At 41.1% G+C, this 20,442-nt stretch carries 15 protein-coding genes; 7 read left to right on the forward strand and 8 right to left on the reverse strand.

What is annotated here, in order from left to right:
- Positions 1-13: 13 nt before the first annotated feature.
- Positions 14-1,003, reverse strand: coding sequence for a GlxA family transcriptional regulator (locus B4N43_RS13465; RefSeq protein ID WP_286735301.1), 990 nt, complete (start codon positions 1,001-1,003; stop codon positions 14-16).
- 135 nt (positions 1,004-1,138) lie between these two features.
- Here B4N43_RS13465 and B4N43_RS13470 point away from each other — a divergent pair, with 135 nt between their 5' ends.
- The 6 genes from B4N43_RS13470 to B4N43_RS13495 all read left to right on the forward strand — a co-directional run bounded on the left by B4N43_RS13470 (position 1,139) and on the right by B4N43_RS13495 (position 8,269).
- Complete coding sequence (locus B4N43_RS13470) at positions 1,139-1,561, forward strand: DoxX family protein (RefSeq protein ID WP_145330114.1); 423 nt, start codon at positions 1,139-1,141, stop codon at positions 1,559-1,561.
- Between the two features lie 94 nt (positions 1,562-1,655).
- Positions 1,656-2,105 carry an SRPBCC family protein gene (locus B4N43_RS13475; RefSeq protein WP_145330116.1) on the forward strand — a complete coding sequence of 150 codons (450 nt, stop codon included), beginning with the start codon at positions 1,656-1,658 and terminating at the stop codon, positions 2,103-2,105.
- A 9-nt stretch (positions 2,106-2,114) separates the two neighbouring features.
- Positions 2,115-2,516: a VOC family protein gene (locus tag B4N43_RS13480; protein ID WP_182330823.1), complete on the forward strand. Its 402-nt coding sequence runs from the start codon at positions 2,115-2,117 to the stop codon at positions 2,514-2,516.
- A gap of 65 nt (positions 2,517-2,581) precedes the next feature.
- Positions 2,582-3,553 carry a dimethylarginine dimethylaminohydrolase family protein gene (locus tag B4N43_RS13485; protein ID WP_145330118.1) on the forward strand — a complete coding sequence of 324 codons (972 nt, stop codon included), beginning with the start codon at positions 2,582-2,584 and terminating at the stop codon, positions 3,551-3,553.
- A 194-nt stretch (positions 3,554-3,747) separates the two neighbouring features.
- Entirely contained in the window at positions 3,748-4,632 is an 885-nt protein-coding gene (locus tag B4N43_RS13490) for an ABC transporter ATP-binding protein (protein WP_201669481.1), read from the forward strand.
- Complete coding sequence (locus tag B4N43_RS13495; RefSeq protein WP_286735306.1) at positions 4,613-8,269, forward strand: M1 family aminopeptidase; 3,657 nt, start codon at positions 4,613-4,615, stop codon at positions 8,267-8,269. Before B4N43_RS13490 ends, B4N43_RS13495 begins: the two co-directional genes overlap by 20 nt.
- A 179-nt stretch (positions 8,270-8,448) precedes the next feature.
- Here B4N43_RS13495 and B4N43_RS13500 read toward each other — a convergent pair whose 3' ends face one another.
- From B4N43_RS13500 to B4N43_RS13525, 6 genes are read right to left on the reverse strand one after another with little or no spacing between them, the layout of a single operon-like run.
- Positions 8,449-9,588: a cytochrome-c peroxidase gene (locus B4N43_RS13500; RefSeq protein WP_088162727.1), complete on the reverse strand. Its 1,140-nt coding sequence runs from the start codon at positions 9,586-9,588 to the stop codon at positions 8,449-8,451.
- A gap of 8 nt (positions 9,589-9,596) precedes the next feature.
- The gene (locus B4N43_RS13505) at positions 9,597-10,247 is read right to left on the reverse strand and encodes a hypothetical protein (protein WP_286735307.1); all 651 of its coding nucleotides are present in this window, start codon (positions 10,245-10,247) and stop codon (positions 9,597-9,599) included.
- 34 nt (positions 10,248-10,281) lie between these two features.
- Positions 10,282-11,661 (reverse strand): RagB/SusD family nutrient uptake outer membrane protein, encoded by a 1,380-nt coding sequence (locus tag B4N43_RS13510; RefSeq protein WP_286735308.1) that lies wholly within the window; start codon positions 11,659-11,661, stop codon positions 10,282-10,284.
- Between the two features lie 19 nt (positions 11,662-11,680).
- Positions 11,681-14,890, reverse strand: a complete 3,210-nt coding sequence (locus B4N43_RS13515) for a SusC/RagA family TonB-linked outer membrane protein (protein ID WP_286735309.1) — start codon at positions 14,888-14,890, stop codon at positions 11,681-11,683.
- Between the two features lie 25 nt (positions 14,891-14,915).
- Complete coding sequence (locus B4N43_RS13520; protein WP_286735310.1) at positions 14,916-15,932, reverse strand: FecR family protein; 1,017 nt, start codon at positions 15,930-15,932, stop codon at positions 14,916-14,918.
- A 49-nt stretch (positions 15,933-15,981) separates the two neighbouring features.
- A complete protein-coding gene (locus tag B4N43_RS13525) occupies positions 15,982-16,500 on the reverse strand; it encodes an RNA polymerase sigma factor (protein ID WP_286735312.1) in 519 nt (172 codons plus the stop codon).
- Between the two features lie 718 nt (positions 16,501-17,218).
- On the opposite strand from B4N43_RS13525, the gene B4N43_RS13530 reads away from it, so the two are divergent.
- Positions 17,219-19,243 carry a glycoside hydrolase domain-containing protein gene (locus tag B4N43_RS13530; RefSeq protein WP_286735313.1) on the forward strand — a complete coding sequence of 675 codons (2,025 nt, stop codon included), beginning with the start codon at positions 17,219-17,221 and terminating at the stop codon, positions 19,241-19,243.
- 216 nt (positions 19,244-19,459) lie between these two features.
- On the opposite strand, the gene B4N43_RS13535 is transcribed toward B4N43_RS13530, so the two are convergent.
- On the reverse strand, positions 19,460-20,356 hold the full coding sequence (locus B4N43_RS13535) for a helix-turn-helix domain-containing protein (protein WP_286735314.1): 897 nt from the start codon (positions 20,354-20,356) through the stop codon (positions 19,460-19,462).
- Positions 20,357-20,442 lie beyond the last annotated feature (86 nt).

Here is a 20,442-nt window from a genome sequence, read left to right on the forward strand (position 1 = left end):
TGTTTATCACAGTTTATTGCTCAATGGCGACATCAGCAGTTACCTTGGCAAATTTGTTTCGATAATCTATTGGTGTAAGGCCTGTAATTTTTCGAAAAATATCCCGAAAGGCTTTTGTGTCGGTATAGCCTACATCAAACATCACCTCGGAAACGTTTTTTCGTGATGCTTCGAAGAATTTTTTTGCAGCTTCGATGCGTACGCGTTGCAGGTATTCGACAGGCGTGTTGTTGATTGCTTCTTTAAATCTCCGTTCAAATGTTCGCCGCCCAATATTGACATGATTGGCCAGTTCTTCGACTGTAATTTTCTCCTCGTACTTCTTCTCGATATAGTCTTGAGCTTGTTGGATATCCAGATCAGCATGATTACGTTGACCTCTGAATATGGCGAATTGCGATTGATTATCCCGGCTGATATCCAGCGCAAAATATTTGGCTATGAGTACGGCTGTTTCCCTGTCGGAATACTTTTCCACTAAATAGAGTATCAGATTCCATAAGCTGCTCGCGCCACCACTGCTGTAGATATTTTCATGTTCAGTGATCACAGCGCCATCCTCAATTTCAATGTGGGGGTATTTTTCCTTGAACTCTTCGATATGTGCCCAGTGTGTCGAACATTTTTTTCCATCTAAAAGACCTGTCTCAGCGAGCAGGAAAGCACCCACGCATAGACTGGCAAGACTAGCCCCTTTGTGGTACAGTTTTGTGAAATAAGGGATCGCTTCGGCATTATCACATATTCCTTTTTCTATGTTGCCAAAAATAGGCGGTATGATAAGCAGATCTGTTTTCTGAACGTCCTGTAATAGCCGGTTTGTCTTGATGGTATACTCCCCACTATTGGCCGGAACGTAAGTCGTTAAACCTACATATTCGACTTCAAAAATAGGCTGTTTTCCAAAGGCCGTTAGAAATTCATTGGCCGTATGAAAGGTTCTGAACGCAGGGGTAATACCTTCTATAGTGCCGTATTCGGGAACAAAAACAGAGATTTGCATATCATTTTTGGTTTATGATATAAAGGTACAAATAGTTTTTGTCGTAATCTACCCCTAAAGTTGTCGTCTTTGCAACAGCCGCAATGTTGTGATCCTTTGCATCTTTGTTATATCAATATAAACAACAGAAAAACGATGAAAAAGAACAAAATTGCTTTTTGGATAGCAACGGTATTTATAGTTCTCTGGGAAGGACTGATGCCACTTGGAACACTGTTATTTGCGCCGCAATATATCAATGCGGGCACAAAACCATTGGGATATCCCGACTATTTTGCCTATGCTTTAATTATCTGTAAGCTGTTGGGCGTTATTGCAATTGCAGTACCGCAGGTTCCGACCAAATTAAAAGAATGGGCCTATGCTGGATTGACATTCAATTTAATATTTGCTTTTATTAGTCACGCATGTGTTGACAAAAATGCAGCATTTATGGTGATGCCCATTTTAGTATTGGGGATACTTGCTGTTTCTTATTTCTATCAGGCGAAGATTACTCGTTTAAGCAACAAAGAGACAGCTGGTACAGGAGCATATCATCAGACTTCAGTAGTGTAGCAAGTTTACCGGATTGTATTGGACTGAAAGAATGTACTGATAGCGAGTAAAACAAAAAAAAAGAAATGGTTATTCACTTATAAACAATATAGATATGAAAACGAATCATATTTCATTACATCGAATTATTCAGGCAAGTCCTGAAAAGGTATTCCGTGCTTTCGCAGATCCGATAGCACATGCCAGCTGGCTACCTCCTTATGGTTTTGTCTGTACAGTACAGCAAATGGATTTTAAAGTAGGCGGAAGTTTCAAAATGACTTTCATTAATTTTAGTACCGGTCATAGCCATTCTTTTGGTGGTGAGTACCTTGAGATTGAGCAAGATACCTTTATCAAGTACGTGGATCGATTTGATGATCCCAATTTACCGGGTGAAATGACTACGACTGTTTCCTTGCGTAAAGTGATCTGTGGTACAGAGCTTAAGATTGAACAGACTGGAATTCCTGAGGTTATTCCTGCCGAGATGTGCTACCTTGGATGGCAAGAGTCGTTGGAAAAAATGAGAAAACTTGTAGAGCCTGAAATACCGGATGCATAGCCAATTGATATGATGTTAGTTCAGCCAATGGAACGCTTGCAAAGCGGAATTTTCATTACATTCTCAGGAAATTGTAGAGCGGCACTTACGTTTTATCAGACCTGTTTTGGGGGAACGTTACATTTTGATATGTTCGACGAACCCTTGCAGGGCTGTGCTGAAATGCCTGTAGTGAGTGCCACTCTTATTTCCGGACGTATCGCAATTTACGGCTCTGATTTGGTGCACAACGAGGGACGGAGAGTAGGAAACTACGTCGCTGTGTTTTTGCCCTGTCGGGATATTTCCGAGCGTGGGGAATTGATTGAAAGACTTACATCCCAACAAAAAAGAAGAATAGATTTTGATAAGCAGCAGAAATTTATTGAAGTAACTGATTTGTTCAATGTGCGCTGGGTTCTAGGAATTTAGGTTCGGCTTCCTATACATTTGTTTTTTTTGATAAAAAAAAGCAAATTGGACTTAAAATCAGTGCTATGATCTTTGTAGAAAATGAGTTTGCCCCTTTAAAGAAAGTTATTCTTACGGTTTCTGAATTTGGCTTTCCGGAAATGATGAAGGTTGAAGATCTTCGGTTTTTATCTTCCACTGCGCTGGAGGGTGACGATGCCAATGCCGGAAAAGATTTTGGAGAAGTGTATCCCGAATTGCAAAAGGCATGGGAACAAGAGCGCCATAATTTTGCTTTGCTGTTGGAGAAATATGGCGTTGAAGTGTTGCGGCCACGTAACCTAACAACACTTGAAAAAGTGTCCGGAGGAGAACACGGTTATTCTAATTTCTTTGTCCGTGACCCATTTTTCACCATCGGAAATGCCGTTATTGAGGGGTCAATCCGTTTTATGCAGCGGCGCAATGAAATATGGCCCATTCGCGATCTGTTGGAACGTGAAGTTTATCAAAGTGACTGCCTTTATGTGGCAGCGCCAAGACCCGCCATGGCGGAGCAGGAGGAATTGGCCTTATGGCATGGCCCTTTTCTAGAAGGAGGCGACATCCTGGTATACGGTAAACATATTTTTGTCGGCAACTCTGGGCTTTCTTCAAACAGCCTAGGGATTAAGTGGCTCTCTAAACTATTACAGCCTTATGGTTATCAGGTTGAAGAAGTGAAACTTCATCCCAATATACTTCATTTGGACTGTGCACTAGGACTGATCCGCGAAGGATTGATGATCGTTTGTGAGGAAGCGCTACCCTATGGGATACCCCAAAAACTGAAAACATGGGACAAAATTGTGGTCAATTTGAAGGAGGCTAGCTTGCTAGCAACGAATGGTCTGCCTATTAATCCGACAGTCTATGTGACAGATCCTGTTTTTGGCTATATTGGAGATAAGCTCTCCGCTTGTGGTGTCCATGTTGAATACGTTGATTTCCAGATCAGCCGTAGCTTTGGCGGATCCTTTCGATGTAGTACACAGCCATTATTGCGAAGTTTTCAGTAGATCTTTTAATGCTATCTAACCCGCTTGGAGACTCATCTTTTTAGGGTATTTGTCCAAAAGCAAAAACAGTTTTTTTGTCTGTAGATGTGTCTATTGGAAGCTTTTCATTTTCGTTTGTTTTTAACTTTTACTATCTTGATGTAACATATCCTTGTTTTGGTATACTAACATATTATTAACAGTTAAAATAAATTATGAATTTATCCATAGAGACCCTTAGTAAGACCTATTCTAATGGAGTAAAAGCTTTAGATGGCGTAAACTTAGAAATTAAGCCCGGGATGTTTGGTTTACTGGGACCAAATGGTGCTGGCAAGTCTTCTTTAATGCGGACAATTGCGACACTTCAGAAGCCCGACAGTGGCCGTATTACTTTTGGTGATATTGATGTACTCAAAAATCAGCTCGATTTGCGGAAAGTTTTGGGTTATTTGCCACAGGAATTTGGTGTTTATCCCAATCTCTCTGCATCAGATCTGCTGCAATATTTTGCAAAGCTTAAAGGAATTAAATCGAAAGCCGATCGGGATGCCATTATCAACCGTGTTCTTGAGGTTACCAATCTTTGGGACGTACGCAATAAAAGCGTAAGTGGTTACTCGGGCGGGATGAAGCAACGTTTTGGTATTGCGCAATTGTTGCTGAATGATCCCAAGTTAATCATTGTAGATGAACCGACTGCAGGGCTTGACCCCGCGGAAAGACATCGCTTTTTGAACGTTCTACGAGAAATAGGTACAGATCATACCGTCATTTTTTCTACGCATATTGTGGATGATGTGCGTGAACTCTGTCATGAGTTGGCCATTTTGAATGGGGGAAAGATTCTTTTGAGAGGCACTCCTAAAGAATCCATCGATCAATTGGATGGTAAAATCTGGGTACGTATCATCAGTCGGGATCAACTGGATGAGTATACACAAAAATATAACGTTATTTCAACCAATTACAATCAGGACAACACACTCAATATTCGGGTGTACAGCGATGCGCGTCCCGATGAATCATTTGTGAACGCTCAAGGCCAATTGGAGGATGTCTATTTTGTAGCGCTAAAAAATGATCAACGCCATGTTTAAAGCCATCTTTCATTTTGAGTTTGCGCGTTGGTTTAAGAGTTCTGCCGTCTACATCTATATGGCACTCTTCTTTGCGCTTTCGTTGTTTATTATGCTGTCTTCGCTCGGTATTTTTGATGGTATAACGGCAACGACTTCGTCCAACACCATTATGAACTCTCCATGGGCGATTAATGGTATGGTTAATGGCATGTCGACTATTATCTATTTTTTGATACCGTCCATCGTTGGAGCCTGCGTCTACCGGGATTTTCAATACCAGGTGCATACGATACTTTTCAGTTACCCTTTTTCAAAAACGGACTATCTACTCGGTAAATTCTTTGGATCAGTAGCTGTTGTATTGGTTATTGTATTTGCTTCAACCTTGGGTATTATCGTCGCACAATTCGTGCCGGGTATCAATCAATCCTTATTGGGACCAATTCATGTTTGGGCATATTTACAGACCTATCTTGTACAGGTTATCCCAAATCTCATTATTTTTAGTGCAATTATCTTTGTGCTGGTAACATTGACACGAAACGTATACGTTGGTTTTGTCGCGGTGTTGATCCTTATTATTCTTCAGGTGCTGGTTCAGAATCTGGCGAACAATATGGACAATCGTTTTGTGGGGGCATTGATAGATCCTTTTGGGGATAGTGCCATCTCATACTATACCCAATACTGGTCTCCAGATGAGAAGAATGTCAATAATCTTCCCTTTACCGGAGCTGTTATTTATAACCGGTTAATATGGCTCGCTGTCGCAGCCTTATTCATTGGCGGATTTTATATGTTGTTTTCTTTTTCACAACATTCGATTTCCTTTAAATCATCGAAAAAAGGAGCCCGTTTAACCAAAAATAACTTTGATAGTATCTTCAAAATCAATCTGCCTAAAGTAAACTATGATTTTTCGACCTTTCATTATTTGAAAACGACATGGACAATGGCACGGTACGACTATCGCTATATCGTCAAAAATCCGGTGTTTTTAATATTGACTTTGGTAGGAGTATTGTTCATTATCTTGATGGCAAGCACCATTGGCTCGATATTCGGAACGTCGACTTATCCGGTGACCTGGAAAATGCTGATGATCCCGGGGACTACGTTTAAGTTTTTCCTGCTGATCCTGACGTTTCTTTTTACGGGACTTCTTGTCCACCGCGGAAGCATTACGCGGATGGGGGGATTGTTGGATACAACAGCGACGCCCAACTGGGCTTTTATGGGGTCGAAGATTATCGCAATTCTTTTGATGCAATTGACTTTGCTGGCCGTTGTGATTGCGACCTGCATGGGGTTTCAGGTGTATCATCATTATTATAATTTTGAAATTGGACAATATGTGATGCATTTGATGGTGTATGGTATGTTGTCAAATTTGGTATGGCTATTTATTTCACTTTTTGTACATACGCTTTTCAAAAATTACCTGGCTGGATTTTTTGTGTTATTGACCCTCTTTATTGGATTACCTTTTTTATCCATGGTCGGTGTAGAACAGGAGATCTATCAGTTTAATCAGGGACCGGATCTGGATTATTCGGATATGGATGGATTCGGCTATGTTCTTCCGTTTTTAACGTATCGGGTTTATTGGCTGCTTTTTGCAGTATTTTTTGCTGTTATCGCCCTGCTGTTATGGCGAAGAGGTGGTTTTTCGGGAGTTAGGGAGCGTTGGGGTATTTTTAAGGCGAATTTGGGACCGGTAACAACGGCGCTGCTCATTTTTGCCTTTGCGGGCTTTATTGGCATCGGTGCTGCAATATATTACGAAAACCACATTAAAAATCCATATTATACCAGTTTAGATCATGAAAAACAAGCTGTAGAATGGGAAAAGAAATATAAGAAATACCAGTACAGGCCGCAGCCCCGTGTCGTGGATATTAAGTTTAATCTGGATATTTTTCCCGATACGCGAAGTTTTAAAGCGCATGCGGACTATGTATTGAAAAACAAGACCAATACGCCTATTGATTCTATTTTTGTCAATTACAATAATTACGATTATACATTTTCTTTAAGTGTACCAAATAAATTGATCTCTGCCGACGATAAATATAATTTCAATATTTATAAACTCGAGAAGCCGATGGCTCCGGGCGATTCTATTGTGTTGAAATTTAGTACTGTTAGTCCGGCCAATACCTGGATAAATGAAAAGTCGCCTGTGAAGGGCAATGGTACGTTTATCAACAATATGCTTTTCCCGAATATAGGCTATCTTGACCGTGGCGAGTTGGTAGACAATGATGTCCGCAAAAAGTATGGACTTCCGTATCGCGATAGAATGGCTGCGCAGACTGACAAAAGGGCCCTGCAGAATAACTATATATCCAACGATGCCGATTGGATCCGTTTTGAAGCTACAGTAAGTACGGCCAAGAATCAGTTGGCTATTGCTCCGGGCTATCTCACAAAACAATGGGAGAAAGATGGTCGTAAGTACTATCACTATAAAATGGATTCGGAAATCCTGAACTTTTTTGCATTTAATTCGGGCGAATATGAAGTCAAAAAAGATAAGTGGAACGGGGTTAATTTGGAGATTTATTACCATAAGGGGCATACCTATAACCTCGATCGGATGATGGCTTCCAGTAAAGCTTCTTTGGCTTACTATACGAAAGAATACAGTGCTTACCCGCATCGACAATTGCGTATTATTGAATTTCCGCGCACAGCGGGAACTTTCGCGCAGTCCTTTGCAAATACAATTCCTTTTTCCGAAGCGATCGGTTTTATTGCTGATGTCAATGAGAAGAAAGAAGATGCGGTCGATTATCCCTACGCGGTAACAGCCCATGAGATTGCACATCAGTGGTGGGCACATCAAGTGGTAGGAGCCAATGTGCAGGGGGCTACATTGATGTCCGAAAGTATGTCTGAATATTCATCGCTCAAGGTTTTGGAAAAAAGATATGGTAAAGGGCAGATGCGTAAGTTTCTCAAAGATGCGCTCGATGGCTATTTGCAAGGACGAAGTGCCGAAAAACTAGGTGAAAAGCCGTTGATGTATAATGAAAATCAAATGTACATCCATTACCAAAAGGGATCCCTGGTGCTTTATGCCTTGAGCGATTATCTGGGCGAGGATCTTTTTAACAGGACAGCCCAATCTTATTTACAACGTACAGCGTTTCAAAACCCACCGTATACAACTTCATCAGAGTTTGTGGATAGTTTTAGACAGGCGACTCCTGACTCATTACGTTACCTGATTAAAGATATGTTTGAAACGATCACCCTGTATAACAATAAAATAGAAAAAGTAAGTTCTAAAAAACTTAAGGATGGTAAATACCAGGTTGATATCCAATTTGAAGTGTCCAAGTACCGCGTAGATGGCAATGGGAAAAAGAGTTACAATGACGAAGGTGGACAGCCGCTGTCCTTTAAGAAATCAGATCGTGTGACTCTGAAATCATTGCCATTGGCAGACTATATCGAGGTAGGTGTTTTCTCGGATAAGAAAAGCAAAGACGGTAATAAACGTCAGGAGCTTTATCTAAAAAAGCATAAAATCGATCGAATCAACAATACGATAACGCTGATTGTTGATCAAAAACCCGAACAGGTAGGTATAGATCCTTACAATAAACTGATCGATATTGAATCGGACGATAATCGAAAGGAAATATAAGGAGAGCCCGGTAAGAAAAATCCCCATCATGCGATGGGGATTTTTTTATGGCTTTGTGCTGCCTTCGTTTTTTACGCTGTTCATTTAAAGCGATAAGCACATGTTAGTTTAAGAAGACTCGGTTGACACCTTATTTATCTTCGTATTAATGCTGGATTTCTCTTTTTTTTTATTTTGGTTTATTCAGGCAATTTTGGCATCGCTATACGCTGTTGTGTACTGCTACTGATAGCCCCTAGAAATTTAAGCACAGCATTAATTTCTTCATTTGTGAGGTTCAGCTTTTTCAGCTTCGCCGAATGAATGGGTTTGGTTTTAGGATCTATCGTAACGCTCCGCTGTATCGGTTCAGGATTACCTAGATTATAAAGTTGTACGACGTCCAGTAATGTTGGAAAATTACCATGGTGCATCCAAGGTCCTGTAAGGGTGATTTCCCGTAAAGAGGGCGTTCGAAATGCACCTATATCTTCCTGCTTGCCACTGATATGGTAATGTCCAAAGTCCTGCTGCCTGGTACCATATAATGTTTGACCATCATTATGGAACTGATTATCTGAAAATAACGGTGTATTGTGGCAGTTGATGCAGCGTGCTTTAGTCCGAAAAAGATGAAGCCCCCAGACCTCGTCATCCGTCATGGCATCTTTATTTCCTTTAATAAAGCGGTCAAATTTGCTGTTGTAGCTACGAATACCGCGCTCAAAAGTTGCAATAGCCTGTTGAATACGCGAGATACTGATCGTACTGTCTCCAAAGGCTGATTTGAACAAAGGCCTGTAACCGGCTATTGCCTGAATATGACGTACAGCTACTTCCGGAGCGGTGTTCATCTCAACGCTATCGGTCAATGGGAATAATACCTGGGCTTCCAAGGAGGGAGATCGTCCATCCCAAAAGAAAGTATGGTAGTATCCAACATTATACAGGGTCATTGCATTTCGCTTTCCTACCCGTCGATTGTGCCCATTTGCTAAGCTTTTGCCGTCGCCCCAGCCCAGTTGCGGATCGTGGCAGCTTGCGCAGGCCAGCTGTTTGGTAGCAGAAAGTCTGGGATCGAAAAACAATAATTTTCCCAGCGCTGACTTTTCCTTGGAAAAGGGATTGTCCAAAGGGTATTCTACATCGGGCAGTGATCCGATATCCACAAAATTTGTTTTTACATCATCATCTAGGTGGGGAGTCGGCCATTGCCTGCTGTCGCCGGAAGCATACAGTCTGCGCCATAGCGCAATATCAGGAATATCCTGATCCTGGACAAAAGCCAGCAAGATCAGGACGACTCCCAATAAACCAAATACAAGTACTCTTCGTATCATTCGTTGTTTTATAGTTCTAACGCTTTGGTACTCAATTTGTATTTACGGGTTACCTTATTTGCTCCTCCGATCGCAGACTCGTTAAAATTCACTTCCAAGTCGATTACACCTTCATTTAGATCATAGGTTCCCGAGCCACTGATACCAACCTCAAAGAACTCCATATCTTTCCGTTCTTCTGCGGATTCGGTTTTCTTATAGATTTTTACCTGTTGTTCTTTTACAGTCACTTTACCGATTTTATCATTATTCTCATTTGGTAAAAATTGCAATACCTGATCGACATTTATACCAGCCGTTTTGATGTTTGTTGAGCCGATTTTATCGCTGTAAAGCGTGACCATCTGGAATAGGTTTACCCCGCTATCTGTCACATAAGGATTGGTAAAGCCCATATAAGTTGTGTCTGTTAATGACACGGTAGGATAGTGTGCTCGGATACGTTTGCCCCAGGTTTGAGTGGCATCATCGAAGCGGTAGATATAGAGTTCAAAATAAGCATCTGTACTGGTAAATGCAGCTACGGCATTATATGGCTTAGCAACAGACTCGGGCTCAGGAGTCACGGTACTGTCCTTGCTACAGGACATGGTAAAAAATAAGATGCTGAAAATAGTGACTAGCTTGGATAACTTAAGGATTGCTTTTAAACTGTTCATGTGTTGTTTTATTAATTTGTGTTTTATTGAGTGATTAATAGCCGGGATTCTGTCTCATCAGTGAATTGGAGAGTACAGACTGTTGTGGAATAGGCAGTACCATATGATCATTTGGATAAGTGACATTACAGTTTGCACCAGTACAGTCATTGCGCATAACGGATTGACCTCTACGCATCAGATCCAGGTATAAGAAGCCTTCAAGACAGAGCTCACGACGACGTTCGTCAAGGATCTCCTTGATCAGTAGGTCTTTTGTGTTGAAAAGATAAGCGCCGAGCTGCGGATTACCGCGTAGTCTGATGACATTTAGGTCTGAAATAGCTTCATTAGCATAGCCAAGTTCAGCTGCCGCTTCGGCATGAATCAAATATATTTCGGAAAGACGGATCAACTTGACGCTTGTTACTGCAGTTTGTATAGTTGGATATTTAAATATTCCACCCTGAGCACGCACATCATTTTGCCCATACAAATGGATTAGATCCTGACTTGGTCCAAACTGATAGTAGGAGTTGCCTGAATCATTGACATAATAACTACCGATTGAGTTACTGGAATAATTGCTCGGCACAGCCAATTCGAATATAGATTCTTTGGTGTTGGCCTGTTTCCAACTGTCGATATACTCAGCATTGGTATATAGCGAATAGTTCGCTTTGAGCAGTTCGGCACATAGTTGGTAAGCTTTTTCCCAATCGTTGCGATTTAATGCTAACCGGGCTTGGAGTGCTTTACTTGCCTGTAAGCTCATATATATTTTGGCATTGCCTTCAAATATAGCTTTGCTATTGGCAAATAAAGAATCAGCGAGGGACAGATCAGCCTGTATAAATTGATATACATCTGCCACTGTGGAGCGTGCAATCTGTGCCTCATTGGGTATAATTGTCGTTTTGGCCAATATGATGCCCGGATGTGAAGCATTTTCGGTGTAACGATAAGGCTGGGCATATAACTGCACAAGATCGAAATGAACCAATGCCCGCAGACCATAGGCCTGGGCCATTACGTTATTGCGTTCGAGTTCACTGACATTCTGCATCGCTGGGACACGCTTTATGATATTATTGATTGCATTGAGTAGCGTATACTGATAACTGTATAGACTGTTCATAGAACCATTTTCGGCATCTGTCTCAAAGGAATAAACATCCGAAAGTGTCGTTTTGCTCGCTACGGTAAACGTTAAGTTTCCGCCAAGCAGGTCTGGGTAAACCATACGCAAGCCATTGTAGTAAGTTGACTGAAATAGGTCTTCGTAAACTCCCGCCAAAGCCGATTTAGCACCCTGCATATCTGAAAAAAGCAGGTCGACCGATACTTTGTTTTCCGGTTCTTTATCTAAAAATTTTGAACAGCCCGTTGTGCCCAAAGTGACAAGAAAAGCAATACTTAGCGTCTTTATGTTCATAGCTCAAATTATTAAAGGATTAAAGTGTGGTGCGTAGGCCAATCGAAAAATTACGTGTCTCGGGATAGACAAACCTATACTCGCGGATACCGTTTCTGCCAGCGGGGCTTTTGTCTTTGAACCAGTAAAGTACATTTGTAACATTGAAGCTCAAAGCTGTCTGCCCTATGCCGATGCGCTTGGTCAATCGATCTGCCAGGCGATAGCTTAAGGATACGTTGCTCAGCTTGAGATAAGTCATGCTGTACAAATAGCGGGAGGAATTGTTGAGTGGTGAGCTTGAATTAAGTTTGGGGATTGCAGTGATATCGCCCGCATTCTGCCAACGATCCAGTAGGTTGACCGACATATTGGAGTTTGCCAGATTATTGCCATCCCGTAAGTAGGTTGTCGATGCAAACTTGTTGCCACCAAGGTTATACTGTATATTGAAGGTGAACTGAAAACCCTTCCAGCCCAGATTGTTGATGATACTTCCTTGAAAATCAGGCATCGAATTGCCTAGTAATTGGTAAGCGTTTTGACCCATTGCCCGTATTTCAGTCCGATTTAACAGCTCTCCATCTGGGGTATAGAATTGTTCCACTCCGGTGCTTGGATCTACACCGCCCCATTTGATACCCCAGAGCGAAGTTGAACTGTATCCCACACGCTGACCTATACCTACATTATCGGAGGAGTTTGCTGCATATTGTTCAATGAGTGGATTATTAAAGGAGGTCACCTTATTTCTATTCCAACCACCGATAAGGGTACTGTTCCAGGTTATCTTAGACTGTTTAAGCCATTGATAGGCAATGCTTAAATCGAGCCCTTGATTGTACATATTGCCCGAATTGACTGGCATTTTGCCATATCCTGTTTCTAATGGCACACTGATGTCTGTAATGAGATTGCGGATATTATTCCGGTAAAGGTCTAATACAAGACGCAATCTATTGAAGGCATTCAAGTCAAAACCGAAGTTGAATTTGATATTCGTTTCCCAACCTAGATCTGGATTTTCGGCAGCAGAAGAAGAGGGTGTTGCACTCATTTGCCCACCATAGGTCACGTTGTTTAAATCATAAAGCCCTCTGGAAGCATATGATCCGATCCGCGAATTCCCTGTGGTTCCGAAGCTGGCTCGAAGACGTAAGAAATCAATTGCTGCAAGGGGTTGCATGAATTTTTCGTTGCTGATATTCCAGCCTAATCCAAGCGCTCCATTGAGTGCGACCTGTTTGTCGCCACCAAACATGGACGACTGATCTGCACGGCCACTCAGAGAAGCATAAAATCGCTTGTCATAGTCGTAATTCATCTGTACATAGTTGGATACTGTCGCATCCGAGATTTTAGAGGAAGACGACTGTGTCGAACTTGCGAGGCCGAGTGAGATGACCCTATCGTAAGTAAAGCCGGTACCTTGGCCCACTAATAATTTGCTGTATTGATCTTTTAGTTCTATCCCCGCAATACCAACAAAACGATGCCCGTTTTGCCATTTTGGGCTATAGGTTAGCTGTAACATGGAGGTCCAGCTGTACGTCGTGCGATCGTTGATGCGGAGGCGCCCATCTTTAGCTGTGGAAGCACCGGCTATACCTGAAAGAAAAGTTTCCTGCTTGGATTGCAGCATATTCCCGCCGATAGCTCCGCGCAGGCTTAAAAAGGGTAACAGTGCATATTGCAGTTCAATCCGTGCAGTCCCTGTAAAAGCCAAGGCTTTATCTGTATTTTCAGCCAGCGCTGCGACAGGATTCACGAGCCCTAAGAAGGTACTGTAAGTTCCGTCTTCCTTGTAGGGATTTATATTGGCAGGCATGTAAGCAGCATTTGCAAATTGGTCGAGCCCCTCACGCTGCATCAGTGTCGGCGATATAGTCGTGGTCATTTGCAGTTTATCACTAAACTGATTGTAATAACGCATGGAGCTTGTGTATTGCTTCAGTTCATTTCCCGGACTGGCATTTTGTTGATTGCGGTAGCCCATAGAGAGGTAATACGTATCGTTACCTTTTCCGCCCGAAAGTGATAGATTTACATTATCATAGCGTGCATTGCGTGAAGTCAGTCCAAACCAATCTGTATCAATGGTATTGCTACCCGCCAGACGCGTTGCTTCACTCTCGGTTTTGCCCGTATTGATATGGAACTCCCGTAGTAGCTCATAGTATTGCGGCCCGGAGAGCAATTTCATCCGATTGATAAATGTGGATACACCGGTATTGTATGACGCTGTCAACTGCGGTTTGCCGCTCCGCCCAGACTTGGTGGTGATTAAAATCACACCGTTTGCTGCATTAGCACCATAGATTGCGGTTGCGGCAGCATCCTTAAGTACCGAAATGGATTCAATATCTAACGGATTGATTCCTGCAATTGGGTTCAGCAATGTTTCGCCATTAAAAAGCGAACTGGCGTCGCCAATCTCCTGTTCTTGGACAACGACACCATCCACCACGTACAAAGGCTGCGATGAGGTTGATCGTCCAGTATTGCTTGTCAGGTTTGTCAATGTTCCCTGTCCTCGGATATGGAGCTTAACGGATGTGCCCAAGGAAGTGCTGGGTTCGACATATAATCCCGGTACCAATCCTTCCAACATCTTATCGACACTCTCTATAGGGCGATCGGCCTGTAAATCCTTTGCGCTGACGGTATAGACACTTCCGATCATCTCTTCGCGCAGTTTAGGCGCTTCGTAAGTACTGCTGACGAATACTTCTTCAAGCTGTTGATCTAAAGGTGACAGATTGATCTGCTGTACAGCGGTATCCACCTTGAAGTCGTAATTCTGATAACCTAAGTAACGTACGCCTATTCCCTCGCCGCGATTTTCGGCTGCTGTCAGTATGCGATATCGCCCTAAACTATCGGTGAAATAGGTTTTGTTTTCTTTGCGTAGCATAATAGTCGCACCGGCCATAGGCAAGCCTGTTTTGGCATCTTTCACTACACCTCTTAATTGTATGGGTTTTGGCGCCTTGCTGACGGCTATCAGATTTGAATGTTTAATCCGCTGAAAGCGCAACTGAAGCGTTGAAGCAAGTCTCGACAAATACGTATCGATATTCTCTTTTGCTGTCGGAAGTGGAACGCGTCGCTGCAGTCCGATGGATGCATCGTAGGAAAAATGTACAGCATGTTGCTGCGTCAGTAATTGAAAAGCAGTTTCCAAACTCCCTTGGTTGGAAGCATTTTGAGCTGAAACAGCGCCAGCGAATAATAGAAAAAAAGTATTCAATAAACAGGTTCGTCTTACTGTTTTTTTAATAAAGCACATAGGTATCTGTTGCTATTTTTTTTGATGACAATTCTTTTGAAAAACAAATCGCGGCGAGTGCGGTCTCAACAGGCAGCTTCTCAAAATGCCCGCTATACCGCCATCGTGCATTTGGTTTGCTGAGAGAGAGGTGGATACCATAATATTGCTCCATTTTTCGCGCGACTTCAGCAAAAGAAGCATTTTGAAAATGCAAAATACCTTCTGCAAAATTATTGATCTCTGTTGGCGTAAATTTATCGAGATGGATCTCCTGATTTGTGACATACCCCTGTTGTCCTGGACTGAGTAGGGCTTGTTTGTTGTTTAAGTGGTTGGTCAATTTAATTTTTCCAGAAAACAAACTGACTCTGGTATTTTTAGTGTCAGCTTGTTCTACCAAAAACTGTGTTCCTAATACTGTTACCAAGGTATTGCCTGTTTTTACAGCAAATGTGCGATCAGGCTTTTTTGCAATGTTAAAGCGTGCATCACCATCTAGCAGGACATACATTGTATCCTTACGGAAATGTTTGGGGTATTTTAGTTTACTACCACCCATCAACGTAATCTGGCTGCCATCAGTTAGATTGACTTTAACCATTTTGCCATTTTGGGCGACGACACTGAGCCATTGTTCAGCGGAAACTGTATTTACAGCTAAAGTACGCTGAGGTGAGTCTTTGTAGAAAAACTGACGGAATGTAAATGTTCCTATGAGCAGGATTGATGCTGCGGCGATCCAGCGCCATCTCGTTGTCAGTCTTCGAGTTTTTGTAGGCACTTTGCTTTCGAGTGTCGCAAATAGTTTGTCTTTTTCAACTTGATATTCCGTTTCGGTGATATGCATTTTTAGGGTATCGAGCATCTTTCGCGCGTCTGCAACAAGATCCAATTTATCCGGATTTTCTGCGATCCATGTATCCCAAAAATGAATTTCCTGTTTATTTGCGGTTCCATTATGATAAGACACAAAACTCTCGTCACTGAGCAAATCAACGCTGTCGTTATAAATTTTTTTCATGTATATATGAAGGTAGAGGGAGCAATTCCGTTTTTTTACCGGATTATTTTTATTTTTTTTCTTTTAAAATCTTAACAGATTCATATACAATGTTATAGATTGTGCGCTGACTATTGCCTGTTTTGGAAGCGATCTGTTCATAAGACATATTTTGAAAAAACCTAAGGTCAATCACCTGTCTTTGTTTAGGTGTGAGGGATTCCAATGCTTTTGATAGACGCGCAGTGGTTTCGTTTACGGTTTCCTGTTGTATGAGTAAAGCTTCATGTGAAGGTGTATTATCATTAGGCTGATAATTTCCTGAATTTAATTTTTCATTCAATACGCGATGGTCATTCAGGACACGGCGTAGCCATGTCATTAAATAAGACTTGATATTATCAACATCGTGCAGACGGTCACGTTTTTCCCATAGTTCTAAGAAAAGATGTTGTATACCGTCTTTTACGGCCTCGCGCGAATACCCCAACATAACGCCATAAGCGAAAAGCTCTCGATATACTAAGTCATATAAGGATTCAAAAGCTTCAGAAGAACCTTTTAATGTAGCTGTCCAATGTTGTTTCATGGTAAGAATGGCGCAAATCTACATTTTTATTTAGAATAATTACAAATAAGATTCTCGTTTGTATTTTTTTTGAATAAATATTTCTAGAAAAATGAAGGAATAGATTGGCATCTGCTATATGATTTGGCCTGTTTATTTCGTCAGATTTTTTGTACTGTTCTTAAATTTTTGGCATATAGATGGCTGTTTTTTTGCTTTAGCAATCGTAAGGTGTGGTTACTTTTTTGTTCTAGGCTCCCACCTGGGTTCGAACCAGGGCCCAAAAGATTATGAGCCTTTTCTTCTGTACCTCATTACTAATTGGAAGAGCTTGGACGCTGCTTTGATAACGTAGTTAGTCGAATATTTTTTACTTATCAAAATTTAGCTCCGTTACACTATCTTTACAAAATTTGTGATAAAAATTGTCTCCTCCGATTTTAGGTTTACATTCTGAACTTTGTAGATGGAAAATAATTAATGGAATTAACAGTAGTTTAATATTGGGTTTACCTTGTGTAGGTTAATTTTGGAAGATGAAAGTTCGGTTTTCTGAAGTAAAATAGATCTAATGATTTGCTAAATCGAAATGAGCATTCTAGAAGAATTAATAAATAAAAAACATCAGGCGCTGAAAAAAATAGTTGTTTGCTATGGCCAAGAACTGTATAGGTTAGCTTTTCGTATCGTGAAAAATCAGTTTGCGCCCTTTATACATATGAAAAATAATAGACTATATATGAAAAAATTACTGCTGTCTTTGATGCTCTGTTATGCTACAATTGCTGGAGCGCAGACCGATCGTGTAAACGTCTTCTTGGGATCTTCCGGCGACCACGGCCAGCTTTCACCAGCGGCTTCTTCTCCTTTCCATCAATTGAGCATTGTGCCTTATACTAATCCGGGAACGCATACGGGCTATGAGCATCTTGCCAAGGAAATTAAAGGCTTTACACACAATCGCCTTGAGGGAGTAGGTTGTATGGGCAGTGGTGGACTGATCCTTATTAGACCATTTATAAAAAATGATATAAAGCCGCTGAATAAAATTGACGAGCATGCCCAACCTGGGTATTATGCTTTAAAAACCGCAGAGGGTATTCAAGTTGAAGTGGCTGTGAATAATGATTTTGGTCGTGAACAATATACTTTTCCCGTGGGTAGAAAAGGTTTTTTTATTGATTTGGGGCATGCTTTCAATGGCGCTTTTGTTGACAATGAATTTACACAGGAGGGTAATCTGCTATTCGGTAAAGTACGTGCAAAAACGACCTGCCATGTGGGAACATATACCATTTATTATGCGCTGGAAATTCCTACAGCGAGCGGATGGCGAAAGGAGGGGAACAAAATCTGGGTAGACCTGAAGGAGGAAAGCCTTATAGCAGATGTCAATATTGCATTTTCGGCTGTGGATCAACAGGACGCAAGAAAGACACTTGCAGAATATGATAAGCTAGATTTTTCAACGGTAAAAAAACGTGCAGCTGATCGTTGGAAAACTGCCCTGTCGGTACTGCAGGTAAAGGGCGATTCGGATAAGGTAGATTTATTCTATTCCTTGCTCTACCGCAGTTTACAATCTCCTTTTGTTATCAGCGATGAGCAGGGAAATTTTAGGGGAACAGACGGGAAAATACATCGTTCCAAAGAAACACGTTATCATGGATGGGCAATTTGGGACAATTATAAAACACAACTACCGCTTTTGGAGCTGATAGATACTGAAATGTATCAGGGCGTTGTCTCCTCGATTGCAGACCTGTACCGTTATGGGAAATTTGACTTTGCAGGAGCTCATGAACCAGCAAATTCGGTCCGGACAGAACATGCCGCTGTCGTTCTTTTGGATGCGGTCAAGAAAGGATATCGGGTCGATATTGATGGAATAAAAGATTCGTTAATACACGATACCCTGCGCTATGATTTTAAGAAACCGGACAAGTACCTTGAAGCATGTTATGATATGTGGGCAATGTCCAAGCTTTTTCCGCAGAACAGCAAAACCTATCTGGAGCGAGCAAAATCATATCAGGCAATTTGGAATAAAGATTTTAAAGACCTGACCAAACGGGATGTCGACCGTATGTCGGCACGGGATATGTATCAGGGAACAATTAGGCAATATCGTTGGAATGTACCTTTTGATGTTATGGGATTAAGAAAGCTAGCAGGTGGTGAAGAAAATTTCACACAGCAACTGGATGAGTTTTATGACGGTTATTATTTCAATAGGGCGAATGAACCGGATATGCAATCGCTGACCTTATATAATGCGAGTAAAACCCCTTGGCGCTATCAGGAGTGGATACATCGAATTGCATTGGACACCATCATACAATATTACTTTAATGACAACAGTCGTGGAATCGGAGCACATATCGACCGGATCTATAAAAATGAGCCTAAAGCCTTTGTAAGAACCATGGACGACGATGCTGGTGCTATGTCGAGCTGGTGGGTGCTTTCTGCGATCGGATTGCAACAACCTTTGGTCGGGGAACCTATTTTTTATATCAGCGTGCCATTTTTTGATCAAATCAGATTGGAAAATAAAGAGAATCCACTGACCATTGAGGTGCCGAATCGAAGCGACAAAACGCGTTATATCAAATCGATTAAGTTGAATGGAAGGGATTTGAAGAGGTTATGGATCACACATGAAGAGCTTAGAAAGGGAGGGACGCTGCAGATTGAATCGTCGGAAATACCAACCGATTATGGAAGGGATGATCCTTGGATAAGTCACATGGACAACAATTAAACATGATCTGATCAGAGATTGTAGACTAAATTGGCGTTTTTTACTACTTGGAGATTTAAAAGTACTGGCCAAAGAGATTGGAAAATCGATGACCAGTTAATTCGCTCCTGAATGGAATGGCTTTATACTAAAATAATTCAGTTACAAAATTTGCGATAAAAACTACGAAACTCAATAGTTGTTAATATCAAAGTACGATTGATCAGAGAGTCAGAGTTATTTGGCTACTTTTATTTGAGGTATTGAATCTGCGATTGGAGAGATCAAGACTGTATTTTCAAGGTGTAAATTTCTATATACTTTTGGGGTCAGACCTTTATGGCTTTTAAAAAATTTGTTTAAATGACTTTCATCGGTAAAACCAAATTCATATACGATCTGCGATAGTGAAACGGTCGGAACAGTTAATCGAGTTTGAATTAAGTTTATGCGGTATTCGTTGACATAATTTCGATAACTTATACCAAACTTTTTTTTGAAATAATCACTGAAATAACTATTCGCAATAGAGAAGTGAGCGGCGATGTTTTTAATCTGAATAATTGACGGTTGGTAGATATGTTGATGTATGAAGGAAATGAGCTCTTCTTTACCGGGCTGACCATTGTCAATTCTTATATGAAGTTTAGCAGCAGCTTCGCTAATTAAGACTAAGATAGATCGTATCTGATAAAATATGAGCGCTGAACGAGAGATATCCTTCGAAAATTTGTACAATACTATATTCTCAATAATATTTCGAAGTATAGCATTGGAAGGTTCATCTATTTTTAATTTCACTTCCTTTAATAACTTATTCTTCATTATTCGGACAGGTTCATATAAATTGAAATTATCTACTGTATGCAGTGAGTGTTCTGACAGATATGCGTCTGTGAACTTTATAAATGTGAAGTGAGTACTTTTGTTTATCTCAAAATAATGTTCGTCTTCTGGACTTATTATAAACAGATCTCCTTCCCCATATTGAAACCTATTATTGTTCAGTAAATGAATGCCACTACCTTTGTGGATATAAACCAGTTCATAATAAGTATGGCTATGAAGGGGTAAATGAAAAGTCTTTTCTTCATAATCATGAATAACGAGTTGATCAAACTGTATTTTCTTCATTTTAAAAAGTGCTTACGATAAAAATACAAAAAATACCTTTAAATATACCTGGGCGTGGCGCCGGTAATATGCAATCTTTGTAATAG

It is taken from the genome of Sphingobacterium sp. UBA1897, assembly GCF_002337775.1.
Lineage (GTDB): Bacteria > Bacteroidota > Bacteroidia > Sphingobacteriales > Sphingobacteriaceae > Sphingobacterium > Sphingobacterium siyangense.